General features: G+C 69.2%; 15 protein-coding genes and 1 tRNA gene. 11 read left to right on the top strand and 5 right to left on the bottom strand.

What is annotated here, in order from left to right; translation table 11 throughout:
* Positions 1–97: 97 nt before the first annotated feature.
* The 4 genes from QFZ76_RS20730 to rdgB all read left to right on the top strand — a co-directional run bounded on the left by QFZ76_RS20730 (position 98) and on the right by rdgB (position 2,374).
* Positions 98–331: a glucose PTS transporter subunit EIIB gene (locus tag QFZ76_RS20730; protein WP_107439586.1), complete on the top strand. Its 234-nt coding sequence runs from the start codon at positions 98–100 to the stop codon at positions 329–331.
* A gap of 86 nt (positions 332–417) precedes the next feature.
* Positions 418–1,155: a ribonuclease PH gene (gene rph, locus QFZ76_RS20725; protein WP_307675147.1), complete on the top strand. Its 738-nt coding sequence runs from the start codon at positions 418–420 to the stop codon at positions 1,153–1,155.
* 156 nt (positions 1,156–1,311) lie between these two features.
* On the top strand, positions 1,312–1,716 hold the full coding sequence (locus QFZ76_RS20720) for a hypothetical protein (RefSeq protein ID WP_307675146.1): 405 nt from the start codon (positions 1,312–1,314) through the stop codon (positions 1,714–1,716).
* Positions 1,717–1,771: 55 nt separating this feature from the next.
* Entirely contained in the window at positions 1,772–2,374 is a 603-nt protein-coding gene (gene rdgB, locus QFZ76_RS20715; protein WP_307675145.1) for an RdgB/HAM1 family non-canonical purine NTP pyrophosphatase, read from the top strand.
* A 65-nt stretch (positions 2,375–2,439) separates the two neighbouring features.
* Here rdgB and QFZ76_RS20710 read toward each other — a convergent pair.
* Positions 2,440–2,522, bottom strand: a tRNA-Leu gene (locus QFZ76_RS20710).
* 54 nt (positions 2,523–2,576) lie between these two features.
* Positions 2,577–3,575 (bottom strand): HNH endonuclease, encoded by a 999-nt coding sequence (locus QFZ76_RS20705; RefSeq protein ID WP_307675144.1) that lies wholly within the window; start codon positions 3,573–3,575, stop codon positions 2,577–2,579.
* A gap of 152 nt (positions 3,576–3,727) precedes the next feature.
* Here QFZ76_RS20705 and QFZ76_RS20700 point away from each other — a divergent pair, with 152 nt between their 5' ends.
* Positions 3,728–4,240 carry a GNAT family N-acetyltransferase gene (locus tag QFZ76_RS20700; protein ID WP_307680080.1) on the top strand — a complete coding sequence of 171 codons (513 nt, stop codon included), beginning with the start codon at positions 3,728–3,730 and terminating at the stop codon, positions 4,238–4,240.
* Here QFZ76_RS20700 and bcp read toward each other — a convergent pair.
* Positions 4,221–4,688: a thioredoxin-dependent thiol peroxidase gene (gene bcp, locus QFZ76_RS20695; protein ID WP_307675143.1), complete on the bottom strand. Its 468-nt coding sequence runs from the start codon at positions 4,686–4,688 to the stop codon at positions 4,221–4,223. The two genes, QFZ76_RS20700 and bcp, sit on opposite strands and share 20 nt — an antisense overlap.
* Before the next feature lie 93 nt (positions 4,689–4,781).
* Here bcp and QFZ76_RS20690 point away from each other — a divergent pair, with 93 nt between their 5' ends.
* Positions 4,782–5,111, top strand: a complete 330-nt coding sequence (locus QFZ76_RS20690; RefSeq protein WP_307675142.1) for a DUF3618 domain-containing protein — start codon at positions 4,782–4,784, stop codon at positions 5,109–5,111.
* Positions 5,112–5,155: 44 nt separating this feature from the next.
* On the top strand, positions 5,156–5,512 hold the full coding sequence (locus QFZ76_RS20685) for a co-chaperone GroES (protein WP_307675141.1): 357 nt from the start codon (positions 5,156–5,158) through the stop codon (positions 5,510–5,512).
* Between the two features lie 67 nt (positions 5,513–5,579).
* Here QFZ76_RS20685 and QFZ76_RS20680 read toward each other — a convergent pair whose 3' ends face one another.
* Positions 5,580–7,988, bottom strand: coding sequence for a transglycosylase domain-containing protein (locus QFZ76_RS20680; protein WP_307675140.1), 2,409 nt, complete (start codon positions 7,986–7,988; stop codon positions 5,580–5,582).
* A gap of 213 nt (positions 7,989–8,201) precedes the next feature.
* On the opposite strand from QFZ76_RS20680, the gene QFZ76_RS20675 reads away from it, so the two are divergent.
* The 4 genes from QFZ76_RS20675 to QFZ76_RS20660 all read left to right on the top strand — a co-directional run bounded on the left by QFZ76_RS20675 (position 8,202) and on the right by QFZ76_RS20660 (position 11,728).
* The gene (locus tag QFZ76_RS20675; protein ID WP_307675139.1) at positions 8,202–9,002 is read left to right on the top strand and encodes an ABC-2 family transporter protein; all 801 of its coding nucleotides are present in this window, start codon (positions 8,202–8,204) and stop codon (positions 9,000–9,002) included.
* Positions 8,995–9,843: an ABC transporter permease gene (locus QFZ76_RS20670; protein ID WP_307675138.1), complete on the top strand. Its 849-nt coding sequence runs from the start codon at positions 8,995–8,997 to the stop codon at positions 9,841–9,843. The genes QFZ76_RS20675 and QFZ76_RS20670 overlap by 8 nt, the downstream gene beginning before the upstream one ends.
* A gap of 13 nt (positions 9,844–9,856) precedes the next feature.
* Positions 9,857–10,828, top strand: coding sequence for an ATP-binding cassette domain-containing protein (locus tag QFZ76_RS20665; RefSeq protein WP_307675137.1), 972 nt, complete (start codon positions 9,857–9,859; stop codon positions 10,826–10,828).
* Positions 10,829–10,897: 69 nt separating this feature from the next.
* Entirely contained in the window at positions 10,898–11,728 is an 831-nt protein-coding gene (locus tag QFZ76_RS20660; protein ID WP_307675136.1) for a DUF1707 domain-containing protein, read from the top strand.
* A 21-nt stretch (positions 11,729–11,749) separates the two neighbouring features.
* Here QFZ76_RS20660 and QFZ76_RS20655 read toward each other — a convergent pair whose 3' ends face one another.
* Positions 11,750–13,084 carry an SGNH/GDSL hydrolase family protein gene (locus tag QFZ76_RS20655; RefSeq protein ID WP_307675135.1) on the bottom strand — a complete coding sequence of 445 codons (1,335 nt, stop codon included), beginning with the start codon at positions 13,082–13,084 and terminating at the stop codon, positions 11,750–11,752.
* Positions 13,085–13,105: the final 21 nt, after the last annotated feature.

Genomic DNA, 13,105 nt, shown 5'->3' with positions numbered 1-13,105 from the left:
GTGGCGTCATCCTTCGGTACGCGCGGCACGATCGCTCGCGAAGTTGGGCCAACTGTGGGTTACTGCGACAAAGCGGTTCGGATCAGGGAGAAACAACATGGCCAGCAAGGCTGAGAAGATCGTTGCCGGGCTCGGCGGCATCGACAACATCGAAGAGGTCGAAGGCTGCATCACCCGCCTGCGCACCGAGGTCATCGACGCCGGCAAGGTCGACGAGGCCGCCCTGAAGGCCGCCGGCGCCCACGGCGTCGTCAAGATGGGCACCGCCATCCAGGTCGTCATCGGCACCGACGCCGACCCCATCGCCGCGGAGATCGAAGACATGATGTGAGCCCGCCAGCTCACCGGTTCACCGCTTCAGGGGTCCTTCCCACCGCGGGAGGGGCCCCTTCCGCATGTACGGCTAGGCTCAACGCCATGTCTCGAATCGACGGCCGCACCCCCGAACAACTCCGCCCGGTCACCATCGAACGCGGCTGGAGCAAGCACGCCGAAGGCTCCGTCCTCGTCTCCTTCGGCGACACCAAGGTCTTCTGCACCGCCTCCGTCACCGAAGGCGTCCCGCGCTGGCGCAAGGGCAGCGGCGAAGGCTGGGTCACCGCCGAGTACTCCATGCTCCCCCGCGCCACCAACACCCGCGGCGACCGCGAATCCGTCCGCGGCAAGATCGGCGGCCGCACCCACGAGATCAGCCGCCTCATCGGCCGCTCCCTGCGCGCGGTCATCGACTACAAGGCCCTCGGCGAGAACACCATCGTCCTCGACTGCGACGTGCTCCAGGCCGACGGCGGCACCCGCACCGCAGCGATCACCGGCGCCTACGTGGCACTCGCCGACGCCATCTCCTGGGCCCAGGGCAAGAAGCTGATCAAGGCCGGCCGCCAGCCCCTGACCGGAACGGTCAGCGCGGTCTCGGTCGGCATCGTCGGAGGGGTCCCGCTGCTGGACCTCTGCTACGAAGAGGACGTCCGCGCCGAGACCGACATGAACGTCGTCTGCACCGGCGACGGACGCTTCGTCGAGGTCCAGGGCACCGCCGAAGCCGAACCCTTCGCACGCGACGAACTCAACGCCCTCCTCGACCTCGCCGTCACCGGCTGCACCGACCTGGCCGCCCTGCAGCGCAAGGCACTTGATACGGTCCTCGAAAAGTAAAGGACGCACCAAGAAGGACGGCCGCCGGTCGCAACCCGGCCGCCCGTCCTGGCGTCACTACGGGTACGGGCGTACGGCTCACCGCTGTACGCCCGGCCAGCATGAGGGCCGACCGGGGACTGTCCCAGGGCCCTGCCAACGGGAGGGAACAGATCCATGGCCGCGAGCCGACGCCGCCGCAGTCGCCGAATCGCCATCGTCGCAGCGGTGGCCGCCGTCGGACTGACGACCGGCCTCACCACCGGTTGCGACGCCGTGAACAAGGCACTGGACTGCGTCCAGACCGCCGACGCCATCGCCGACAGCGTCACCGACCTCCAGCAGGCCGTGGAGAGCGCGTCCAACGACCCGACGCAGCTCGAGGAATCCCTCGACGCCATCGACAAGAACCTCGACGAAATAGGCGACAAGACCGACAACGCCGACGTCGACAAGGCCGTCGACGACCTGGGCGCGGCCGTCACCAACGTCCGTACGTCGGTCGAGAACGGCGACGCGACCCCCGACCTCAGCGGGGTCACGGACGCGGCGGGCGAACTGACCAAGGTCTGCACGCCGTAGGGCACCCGGAAAACCCGGGAGAGGCGAGGGCCATGGGGCCGGAATACTGGACCCCATGACCCGCCTGATCCTCGCCACCCGCAACGCCGGAAAAATCACCGAACTCCACGCGATCCTCGCCGACGCCGACCTGCCCCACGACCTCGTCGGCGCGGAGGCCTACCCCGACATTCCCGACGTCAAGGAAACAGGCGTCACGTTCGCGGAGAACGCCCTGCTGAAAGCCCACGCCCTCGCCCAGGCAACGGGCCTGCCCGCCGTGGCCGACGACTCGGGGCTCTGCGTAGACGTTCTGAACGGCGCCCCCGGCATCTTCTCCGCCCGCTGGGCGGGCCGGCACGGGGATGACAAGGCCAACCTGGAGCTGTTGCTGGCCCAGCTGTCCGACATCGCCGACGAACACCGGGGTGCCCACTTCGCGTGCGCGGCGGCGCTTGCTCTGCCGGACGGCACGGAGAGGGTGGTCGAGGGCCAGCTGCGAGGCGTACTCCGTCACGCCCCGGTAGGCACGAACGGCTTCGGCTACGACCCGATCCTCCAGCCGGAGGGGGAGACGCGGACGTGCGCCGAGATGAGCGCGGGGGAGAAGAACGCGATCAGCCATCGGGGGCAGGCGTTTCGGGCGTTGGTGCCGGTGGTCCGGGAGTTCTTGGGCTGAGGAGCGCCTACCAGCAAGGTCCGGTTTGCGGAAGTCGCAAGCCGGACCTTGCAAGTGAAGGTGAGTGCGGCCTGAGGGATTCGAACCCTCACGGGATTGCTCCCATCGCGCCCTAAACGCGAGGCGTCTGCCGTTCCGCCAAGGCCGCTAGCCGCCCGTCATCGGGCATGACGGGCGGCTGCAAGTGTACGGGGATCCGCAGCTATCCGGCGAGCGGCGTTCTCGCTTTCTGTCGGCACCACGTCTCTGTCAGCGCATGGCAGTTAGGGCACAGGTATCGCAGATTCTCGCGACGGTTGTCGCGCCACTCCCCGTTGACATGGTCGATCTGCAAAGTGATCGGCTGGCCAAGCCACTCGCCCGTGTTGCCGCAGGTTTCACATGCGTAGGGCACTCCGATCTCGGTCAGTGCACGGTGGAGTTGAGCCCTGTTGGTCCGCCCGGCGTGATCGGGGAGTACGACGAGAACTCGGTGGGCGGTGGGTGCGGGTGCCTGACGTTCCGGCCGCCCCCATGCCCTGCGTGTGAAGTGGCTCGTGTCGAGGCCGAGTCGAGCCGCCGCTCGCCGGACCCGCCGGTGATTCGTGTCGTTGACGTCGAGGTCGAGACCGCGCATCACATCGGCGTAGCTGGTGGAGTGCGACACGAGGTCACGGAGTCTGGCATCGGGAATCGGTACACGTCGGTGTGAGAAGTGTTCGGTGTCGATGCGCCGGGCGCGCAGCATGCGGTGCAGGGTCGCACGAGACCGACTGTCGTCCGGCACGCCTAGGGCGCGAGCCACGCCGCGCATGCTGGTGGCGCCTGCCGCCGCCGCTCTCAGTTCCTCGAGAGTGAAGGGCAAGTCCAGTTCGGCGCGATTCAGGCCAGGGAAGTGGCTGATGTCGATGCCCGCGGCGCTGATGCGACGCCTAATGTGGGAGAGGGTTCCGGTAGCCGGGGTGGCGCCCAGCTTGAGTGCTACTTCACGTAGCGACGACGACGAAGTAGCAGCTTCTGCGATGGCGGCGTCCGGGTACTTGCGCCAAGGGCTGCGCTTGACGAAGTGGCTCGTGTCGAGCCCGTGCTCCGCAACCTTCTCCTCCAGTACGCGCCGCTGCCCTCCGCTCGTCCTGAGGCCGAGCCGCCGCATGAGATCGGTCCAGTTGCGGGCCTCGGCTACGACTGATGCAAGCTGTTCCTTGCCGTATGGGTTCTGCACGTCCGCTACCCCTCATGTCGGCCACGCGTTCGTGGCCTCGCACGGAGTAACGAACCGGTTATCGGACAGTCACGCTCGGTCTGCTGATATGGTGTGGATCACAAGCGAGGCCTTCCGGGCGTGGACTCTTGTCCGTTCGGGAGGCTTTTTTCATGACCATGACCTCAGAACTGATCGTCCGACCAGCAACCCCCGCCGATCGCCCCACCGTCGAACGCCTCTGGCTTCTCTTCCGGCATGACCTGTCCGAGTTCGGGGGGCAACTGCCCAAGCCCGACGGGACGTTCCGGAGGGAGCGGCTGGAGGCTGCCTTTTCAGGGGACGTCGACTGGGCGCCGTATCTCTTCAGTCTTGGTGGGCATCCCGTCGGGTTTGCCTTCGTGCGGGGGCTCAGTGGGCCGACCCGCGTGCTCAACAGTTTCTTCGTCGTGCGGGGGGTGCGGAGGAGTGGGGTGGGGCTGCGGGCCGTGCGGGAGGTTGTGGCCGGGCATCCCGGGGAGTGGGAGGTCGCCTTTCAGGACGCCAACCCTGGTGCTGTTCGCTTCTGGCGGCGGGTGGCCGGCGAGCTTGCCGGGGACGGGTGGAGCGAGGAGCGCAGGCCGGTGCCCGAGCGGCCCGACCTGGCTCCTGATGTGTGGGTGTCGTTCAGATACCCAAGTCCTTGATGATCTTCGCCACGTGGCCGGTCGCGCGGACGTTGTAGAGGGCGCGTTCGACCTTGCCCTCCTCGTCCACGATGATCGTGGAGCGGATGACGCCCATGTAGGTCTTGCCGTAGTTCTTCTTCTCGCCGAAGGCGGCGTAGGCCTCGGTGACGGTCTTGTCGGGGTCGGCGAGGAGGGTGATCTTCAGGGATTCCTTCTCGCGGAACTTCGCCAGCTTCTCGGGCTTGTCGGGGGAGATGCCGATGACGTCGTAGCCCGCGCCGGCCAGCAGCTCGAGGTTGTCCGTGAAGTCGCAGGCCTGCTTGGTGCAGCCGGGAGTCAGGGCCGCCGGGTAGAAGTAGACGATGACCTTGCGTCCCTTGTGGTCGGACAGGGACACCTCGGTGCCGTCGGCGTCGGGGAGGGTGAAGGCGGGGGCCACGTCCCCGGGCTGGAGTCGCTCGCTCATCGGTCCAGCGTAACGGGGAGCCTGACGGTGCGATCCGGCGTCGAGCTGACAGACTGTCCGGAACAAGCATCAGCTGACTTCGGAGGCCGTACGGTGGCGGACACGTCGGACACGAGAACCCCGGCGCAGATCGAGGCGGACATCAAGCGCCGCCGCGAATTGCTGGCCGACACGCTCGACGAGATCGGGGTGCGGGTGCATCCGAAGACGATCGTGGGCGATGCCAAGGCCAAGGTCGTCTCCAATATCGATCACACGCTCGGGCGGGCCTATGTCGGGGTCAATCGGGCCGTGAGCGATGTGAAGGCGCAGTTCGTCGACGAGGAGGGCGCGCCTCGGCTGGAGCGGGTCGTGCCGGTCGCGCTTGTCGTGGTCGGGGTGGTGGGGCTGCTCGCTCTGAGCACCAGGCGGCGCAAGGGCTGACCCTCCGGCCTCCGGGGCCGGCGAAGGCAGGTAGGTTCAGAGACGTGAGCGCCAAGAGGAACGAGCACAGTACCCAGCACGACAAGCTGCCCATCCGGATGCTGCACGACCGTGTACTCGTGCGGCAGGACGCCAGCGAGGGCGAGCGGCGTTCGGGTGGCGGGATTCTGATTCCGGCCACCGCGGCCGTCGGCCGTCGGCTGGCCTGGGCGGAGGTCGTCGCGGTGGGGCAGAACGTGCGGACCGTGGAGCCGGGTGACCGGGTGCTGTTCGATCCGGAGGACCGGGCCGAGGTGGAGGTGCGGGGTATCGCCTACGTGCTCATGCGTGAGCGTGATCTGCACGCGGTGGCCGCGGACCGGTTCGAGGGGTCCGAGGACTCGACCGGTCTGTATCTGTAGAGCAGCAGCAGCAGCAGCGAAGAAGAGGGGCTGGTGACCGTCGTCACCAGCCCCTTTTCGTGCGCGGTCACTGTCTCCTTGTGGTGAGCTGCGGGCCCACCCCGGTCGTCGTGCCGCCGCCCGTCGTGCCTCCGGTGTCGCCGCCGGTGGTGTCTCCCGTGGTGCCGCCGGTGGCCGTGTCGCCGCCGGTGGTGTCTCCGGTCGTTCCGTCGGTCGTGCCGCCGTCCGTGGTCGGGGTGCCGCCGGTGGTCGTGTCCCCGGTCGTGCCGCCGGTCGTCGTGTCTCCCGTGGTGCCGTCGGTGGTGCCGGTGCTGGGGTCGCCGGTCTGGCTCCCGGTCTGGCCCTCGGTGTTCTGGCCGCCGGTGGTGTCTCCGGTGGTGCCGCCGGTGTTCTCGTCGCCCGTGGCGGGGTCGGACGGGACGTCGGTGACGGGGGGCTGGACCACGTCGGCGCCCGGCTGGAGTTCGAGGTCGAAGTCGGTGACCGGCTCGCCCTTGAGGGCGTCCTTGGTGAACTGTGCCCAGATCTCGGTGGGGGCCCCGCCGCCGTTGATCCGCTCCAGGCCCATCGCGCCGTAGAGCGACTTGTGTGCGGCCGTCACCGGGTCCTGGCCCATGACGGAGACGACGGTGGCGAGGTCGGGGGTGTAGCCGGCGAACCAGGCGGCGGTGTCCTCCTCGGCGGTGCCGGTCTTGCCCGCGGCGGGGCGGCCGGCGGCCTGGGCGGCGGTGGCGGTGCCGCCCTCGACGACGCTCTGCAGGACGGAGGTGGTGGTGTCGGCGGCTTCGCGGCTGACGGCCTGCCTGGTCTTCTTCGCCGGCAGCTCGATGGCGTCTGTGCCGTCCCTGGTGATCTTCTCGATCATCGTGTACGTGCCGTGCTTGCCGTGGTTGGCGAGGGTGGCGTAGGCCTCGGCCATGTCGAGGACGCTGGCGGTGGACGGGCCGAGCGCGATGGAGGGGGAGGCGGTGAGGTCGGGGGTGTTGGCCGGCAGGCCGAGGTCGATCGCGGTCTCCTTGACCTTGTCGGAGCCGACGTCGACGGCCATCTGCGCGTACACCGAGTTGACGGACTTGTCGGTGGCCTCGCGGACGGTGATGTCGCCGTACGAGCCCTGGTCCTCGTTCTCGGGGGCGTAGGTGCCGCCGTCCCAGCCGACGATGGGCCGCTTGTTGGTGCCGCCGTAGATGGTGTTCGGGGTGATCGTGCGGCCGTCCTGCGTCTGGGAGTCGTTCTCGACGGCGGAGGTGAACACGAACGGCTTGAAGGTGGAGCCGACCTGGAAGTCGCCGCGGGTGGCGTTGTTCGTGTACTGCTTCACGTAGTCGATGCCGCCGTACATGGCGACGACCTTGCCGGTCTTCGGGTCGACGGCGGCGCCGCCGGCGCGGACGTAGGTGTCGACCTTGCGGTTCTTCTTGTCGAGCTTGTCCATCAGCTGGTCGTTGACGGCGTCGACGAAGGCGTCCTGCTTGGGCTTCTGCAGGGTGGTGGTGATGCGGTAGCCGCCGACGGCGAGCTGGTCCTTGTCGAGGATCTTGTTCTCGGTGAGGTAGTCCTTGATCGCGTCGACGATGTAGCCGCGCTGTCCGGACATGCCGGTGGAGACGGTGGCTTCCTTCGGCATCGGGAACTTCATGCCGGCGCGCTCGGCGGCGCTGATCCAGCCCTTGGTGACCATGCCGTCGAGGACGTAGTTCCAGCGGCCCTGGGCGGCGGCCTTGTTCTCGGGGTGGGCGACGACGTCGTACTCGCTGGGCGCGTTGAGCAGTGCGGCGAGGTAGGCGCCCTTGGCCGGGTCCAGGTCGGTGGCGTCGATGCCGTAGTAGGCCTGGGCGGCGGCCTGGATGCCGTAGGCGTTGCGGCCGAAGTAGCTGGTGTTGAGGTAGCCCTCGAGGATCTGGTCCTTGCTCTCGGTGCGGTCCAGCTTGATCGAGATGAAGAACTCCTTCACCTTGCGCGTGACGGTCTGTTCCTGCGCGAGGTAGTAGTTCTTGACGTACTGCTGGGTGATCGTGGAGCCGGACTGCTTGCCCTTGCCGGTCGCCGTGTTCCACCCGGCGCGGAGCATCGCCTTGGGGTCGATGGCGGACTCGGAGTAGAAGTCGCGGTCCTCGGCGGCCAGTACGGCGTGCTGGGCGTCCTTGGAGACCTGCGCGAGGCTGACGTTCTCCCGGTTGACCTCGCCGTCCCGGGCGAGCTGGCTGCCGTCGGCGTAGAGGTAGACGTTGCTCTGCTTGGTGGCGAAGGCGTTGGCGGCAGGGATCTTGACCAGGGAGTAGCCGAGGAAGAACAGGCCGGCCAGGAGCAGGGCGCCGACGACGAAGGTACCGAGCACCATGCGCCAGGTGGGGATGATCCGCCGCCAGCCGGTGCGCTTGGGCCGCTTGGGCTTGCCCTCGGGTTCGGCGGCCGCTTCCGGCTCTCTCGGTGCCCAGCCCTGGGTCGGCTGCTGCGGCTGCGGCTCGTCGCTCATGTCGTGCACGGACTCCTGTTTCGCGTCTTACGTTCCCGTACGTCTCGTACGCCTTGTGCGCCCCCAGTTGAAGACTCTCGCACCACGCGTTCCGTTCCCGACAATCGGCACGCGCTTGCCCGGAAAATGCGTGGCGTGGCCCACAGCCTGCGGACTAGGCTCCTGCGCTTCGGTGCCGGAACGGGGCCGGGCGGGCGAGGAGGGCGGTGTGCCGTGGATACGGCGCGGTTGTACGCGGCGGTCGCGGCGGGTGGTTTCCGACGGTATGCGACGTATCGGGTGGCCACGGCCGCGGGGGTGTTCACGAACACCGTCTTCGGGCTGATCCTCGTCTACACGTATCTGGCGCTGTGGGAGGAGCGGCCGCATCTCGGGGGGTACGACCAGGCGCAGGCCGTGACGTACGTGTGGGTGGGGCAGGCGCTGTTGTCGACGCTGGCGATCGGGGGCGGCGGGGTCGAGGACGAGCTGATGGAGCGCATCCGTACGGGGGACATCGCGATCGACCTGTACCGGCCGGCGGATCTCCAACTGTGGTGGCTGGCCGCCGACTTGGGGCGGGCGGTGTTCCAGCTGCTGGGCCGGGGGGTGGTGCCGTTCGCGTTCGGGGTGCTGGTCTTTCCGGCCGCGGTGCCCAGTGACGTGGGGACCTGGTGTGCCTTTTTGTTCGCGGTGGTGCTCGCGATGGTGGTGGGTTACGGCATCCGTTTTCTGGTGGCGCTGAGCGCGTTCTGGCTGCTGGACGGGACGGGTGTGGTGCAGATGGCCTGGCTCGTCGGGTTCTTCTGTTCGGGGATGATCTTCCCGTTGAACGTCTTCCCGGGGGCGCTCGGCGAGGTCGTACGGGCGCTGCCCTGGTCGTCGCTGTTGCAGGCGCCCGCGGATGTGCTGTTGGGGGAGGCGGATCCGTGGCGGACGTACGTCTTCCAGGCCGGCTGGGCGGTGGTGCTGCTGGTGCTGGGGCGGCTGGTGCAGGCCATGGCGACGCGGCGGGTGGTGGTTCAGGGTGGCTGAGGACGGGTGGCGGGCCGAAGCGGCCAAGACCGGCAGGCTCGCGGAGGGTGTGCGGACGTACCGGATGATCGCCGCGATGTGGATCCGCTCCACGATGGCCTACCGGGCCTCCTTCGTCATGACCACGGTCGGCAACTTCGCGGCGACCGCGCTCGACTTCGTCGCGATCCTGCTGATGTTCTCGCAGGTGGACGCCCTCGGCGGCTACCCGCTGCCCGAGGTGGCCTTCCTGTACGGCCTGTCCTCGGTGTCCTTCGGGCTCGCGGACCTGGCGATCGGCTCGATGGACCGGCTGGGCCGCCGGGTGCGCGACGGCACGCTCGACACCCTGCTCGTGCGGCCGGCGCCGGTGCTGGCGCAGGTGGCCGCCGACCGGTTCGGGCTGCGGCGGCTCGGCCGGGTGACCCAGGGGGCGCTGGTGCTGGGCTATGCGCTGATCGAGCTCGACCTGCAGTGGACGCCGCTCAAGCTGGTGCTGATGCCGGTGATGGTGCTGGGCGGTGCCGGGATCTTCTGCGCGGTGTTCGTGGCGGGGGCGGCGTTCCAGTTCGTGGCGCAGGACGCCTCCGAGGTGCAGAACGCGTTCACGTACGGCGGTACGACCTTGTTGCAGTATCCGCCCACCATTTTCGCGCAGGATCTGGTGCGGGGGGTGACGTTCGTGCTGCCGCTCGCCTTCGTCAACTGGGTGCCCGCCGCCTATGTGTTGGGGCGGCCGCTGCCGCTCGGGCTGCCGGGGTGGACGGCGTTCGCGTCGCCGCTGGTGGCGGCCGTGTGCTGTGCGCTGGCGGGGGTGGCGTGGCGGACGGGGCTGCGGTCGTATCGGAGTACGGGAAGCTGAGGACTGAGGCCTGATGGATACGGCGTTCATCGAACTGGACCGCGTCGAGAAGGTCTTCGACGTGCGCAAGAAGACCGGCTTCCTGAAGCGGGAGCGGCGTCAGGTGCGGGCGGTCGACTCGATCTCCTTCACCGTGCCGCGCGGCGAGATGGTCGGTTACATCGGACCGAACGGTGCCGGGAAGTCGACGACGATCAAGATGCTCACCGGCATCCTGACGCCGAGCGGCGGCCGGCTGCGGGTGGCGGGTATCGACCCGTCGCGGGAGCGGTCGCGGCTGGCGCACCGGATCGGGGTGGTGTTCGGGCAGCGTACGACGCTGTGGTGGGACCTTCCGCTGATCGACTCCTACCGGCTGATGCACCGCATGTACCGCATCCCGGACGGCCGTTACCGCGAGAACCTCGACCGGCTCGTCGAACTCCTCGAACTCGGGGAGTTGTTGGACGTGCCGGTGCGTCAGCTCTCGCTCGGCCAGCGGATGCGGGGCGACATCGCGGCGGCGTTGCTGCACGACCCGGAGGTGCTGTACCTCGACGAGCCGACGATCGGGCTGGACGTCGTGTCGAAGGCCAAGGTGCGGGAGTTCCTGCGGGAGTTGAACACCGAGAACGGCACGACGGTGCTGCTGACCACGCACGACCTGCAGGACATCGAGCAGTTGTGCTCGCGGGTGATGGTCATCGACCACGGGCGGATGATGTACGACGGTCCGCTCGCCGGTCTGCACGAGGCGGGGGAGAGCGAGCGGGTCCTGGTGGTCGACCTGGAGCGCGAACTGCCGCCGATCGAGGCGCCGCCGCCCGCGCGGGTGGTGAAGGTGGAGGGGCCGCGGCAGTGGCTGGCGTTCCCGGCGTCGGCGTCGGCTGCGCCGCTGGTGGCGCGGATCGCGGCGGAGTATCCGCTGGTGGACCTGTCCGTGCGGGAGCCGGACATCGAGGCCGTGATCGCGAAGATGTATGTGGAGCGGGCGGCGACCGCATAGTGGCCGCATCGGTGGCTGCCGTAGCGGCTGCCGTAGTGCCCGTCGCCCGGAACTCGTAGGCTGGCGGGTATGACCGAGGATGCCCCGGAGCTGCGCGCCTCCGACGCCGATCGTGAACGAGTCGCCGAGGTCCTGCGGGACGCCCTCGCGGAGGGGCGCCTCGACATGGAGGAGTTCGGGGAACGGCTGGACGCGACGTACAAGGCACGCACGTACGGCGAGCTCGCACCGATCACCCGTGACCTGCCGTCCGGCCCGGGCGGCGCCCCCGCTCCTCGGATCTCGATGACCAAGGAGCCCGCGCAGAGCGGGAGTTGGGCGGGGCGGATCGTCGGCGGCGAGGGGTCGTCGACGTGGGCCGTGGCGATCATGTCGGGCTTCCAGCGCAGGGGGCGCTGGACGGTGCCGAGGCGGTTCAACTGCTTCGCCTTCTGGGGCGGCGGCGAGATCGACCTGCGCGAGGCGAACTTCGTGGACGGCGAGGTCGTGATCAACTGCATCGCCATCATGGGCGGGATGCAGGTGGTCGTGCCGCCCGGCGTCGAGGTCCTCGTGCGCGGCCTCGGCATCATGGGCGGCTTCGACCAGCGCGAGGAGGGCGTGCCGGGCGACCCGGGCGCCCCGCGCGTGATCGTGACGGGCTTCGCCTTCTGGGGCGGCGTCGGCGTGGAACGCAAGCTCACCCGCGCCGAGCGGCAACGCCTGAAGGAGGAGCGCCGCCAGGAGAAACTGGACCGCAAGGCGTCGCTGCGTGAGCTGGGTGAGTCCTCCCGGGACGACCTCCACGACTCCCACCGCGGGATGCTCGAAGGCCACCACGACCTGATGCGGGACCGCAGTCGTGAGCGCCGCGAGGAACGCCGCGAGGAGCGGGACCGGCGGCGGCGCCGGGAGTACTGACCCCTGCCCCTCCCGGAAAGATCACAGCTCCGCCGGTGCCGCGCCCCTCAGGTCGTCCAGGTCGACGGCCGCGGCCATGCGTGCGTAGCCCTTGTCGCTGGGGTGGAGGTGGTCGCCGGAGTCGTAGTCGGGGCGGAACTTGCGGGGGTTGTAGGGGTCGCGGACGGCCTTGTCGAAGTCGGCCACGGCGTCGTAGACCTTGCCCGAGCGGATCTCCGCGTTGATCTGCCGGCGTACGGACTCGCGGGCGTCGGTGTAGCCGCGGTGGCCGCCGAAGGGCATGAGGGTCGCGCCGATGACCTTGATGCCGCGGGCGTGGGCCTGGTGGACCAGGGTGCGCAGGCCGTCGAGGATGGCGTCGGGGTCGGCCAGTTGGGGGTTGCGGAGGATGTCGTTGATGCCGAGGTCGATGATCACGACCTTGACGTTCGTGCGGCCGAGGACGTCCCGGGCGAAGCGGGCGACTCCGGCTTGGTTCTCCGCGGGGAGGCCGAGGCCGTCGACGAGGACCTGGTTTCCGCCGATTCCCTGGTTGACGACGCTGTAGCGGGGCACGTCCCGGCCCGCCTCGATCGCCGAGCGCAGCCGCCGGGACAGGAGGTCGGTCCAGCGGTGGTTGGCGTTCTCGGTGGAGCCGACGCCGTCGGTGAGCGAGTCGCCGAAGGCGACGACGGTGCCCTCGGCCTCGTCGCTGAGCACGTCCAGCGCGGTCAGGTAGCGCCAGTACTCGGTCTGCTCGGCGTACGCGGTCCCGGTCGGGTCCTCGGTGCGGTCGCCTTCGGCGGCGTACGAGATCTGGCGGGCGCGCGGGTGGTAGGTGACCGGGCCGGACAGGGTGGGGGAGTAGGTGGTGACCAGGACGTCGCCGCCCGCCGGGATGCGCAGGACGACGGCGTCGCTGAGCACCTGCTGCCCGGCCGGGACGATGACGAGGGTGTTGCCGCCGAAGGTCAGGCGCCGCATGGTCTGCGCGGCGGCCTCGGCGGTTCCGGCACCGGCCGCGAGGGCGATCGACGCGTGGGTGATGGTCAGCGGCGACTGGCCGTAGAGATTGGACAGCGTGACGCGGGCACTCGTACCGCCGATGCTCGCGTGGACGACGTTGCGCACCGAGCGGCCCGCCATGCCGTCGGTCTCGGTGCCGGGCTCGCCGCCGACCGGGGAGGCGGACCAGGTGCCGACCCAGACGCCGGTGGAGGCGGGGGCGGCCGAGTTGTGGGGGGCGCGTCCGCCGGCCAGCGTGGTGCGCTGATTCGTACCGTCGTCGGTTGCCACTCCGACGTAGATGGCGGCGGACAGGGCCACGATCATGGAGAGGATCGCGGCGAGCAGGGCGTATCCATGACGCCGGGTCATGCGGTGGTGTTCTCCTCGGGC

The organism is Streptomyces sp. V4I2 (assembly GCF_030817655.1).
Classification (GTDB): domain Bacteria; phylum Actinomycetota; class Actinomycetes; order Streptomycetales; family Streptomycetaceae; genus Streptomyces; species Streptomyces plumbiresistens.
Note: the sequence above shows the minus strand (reverse complement) of the source record. Positions and strands in the feature narration are given on the sequence as shown.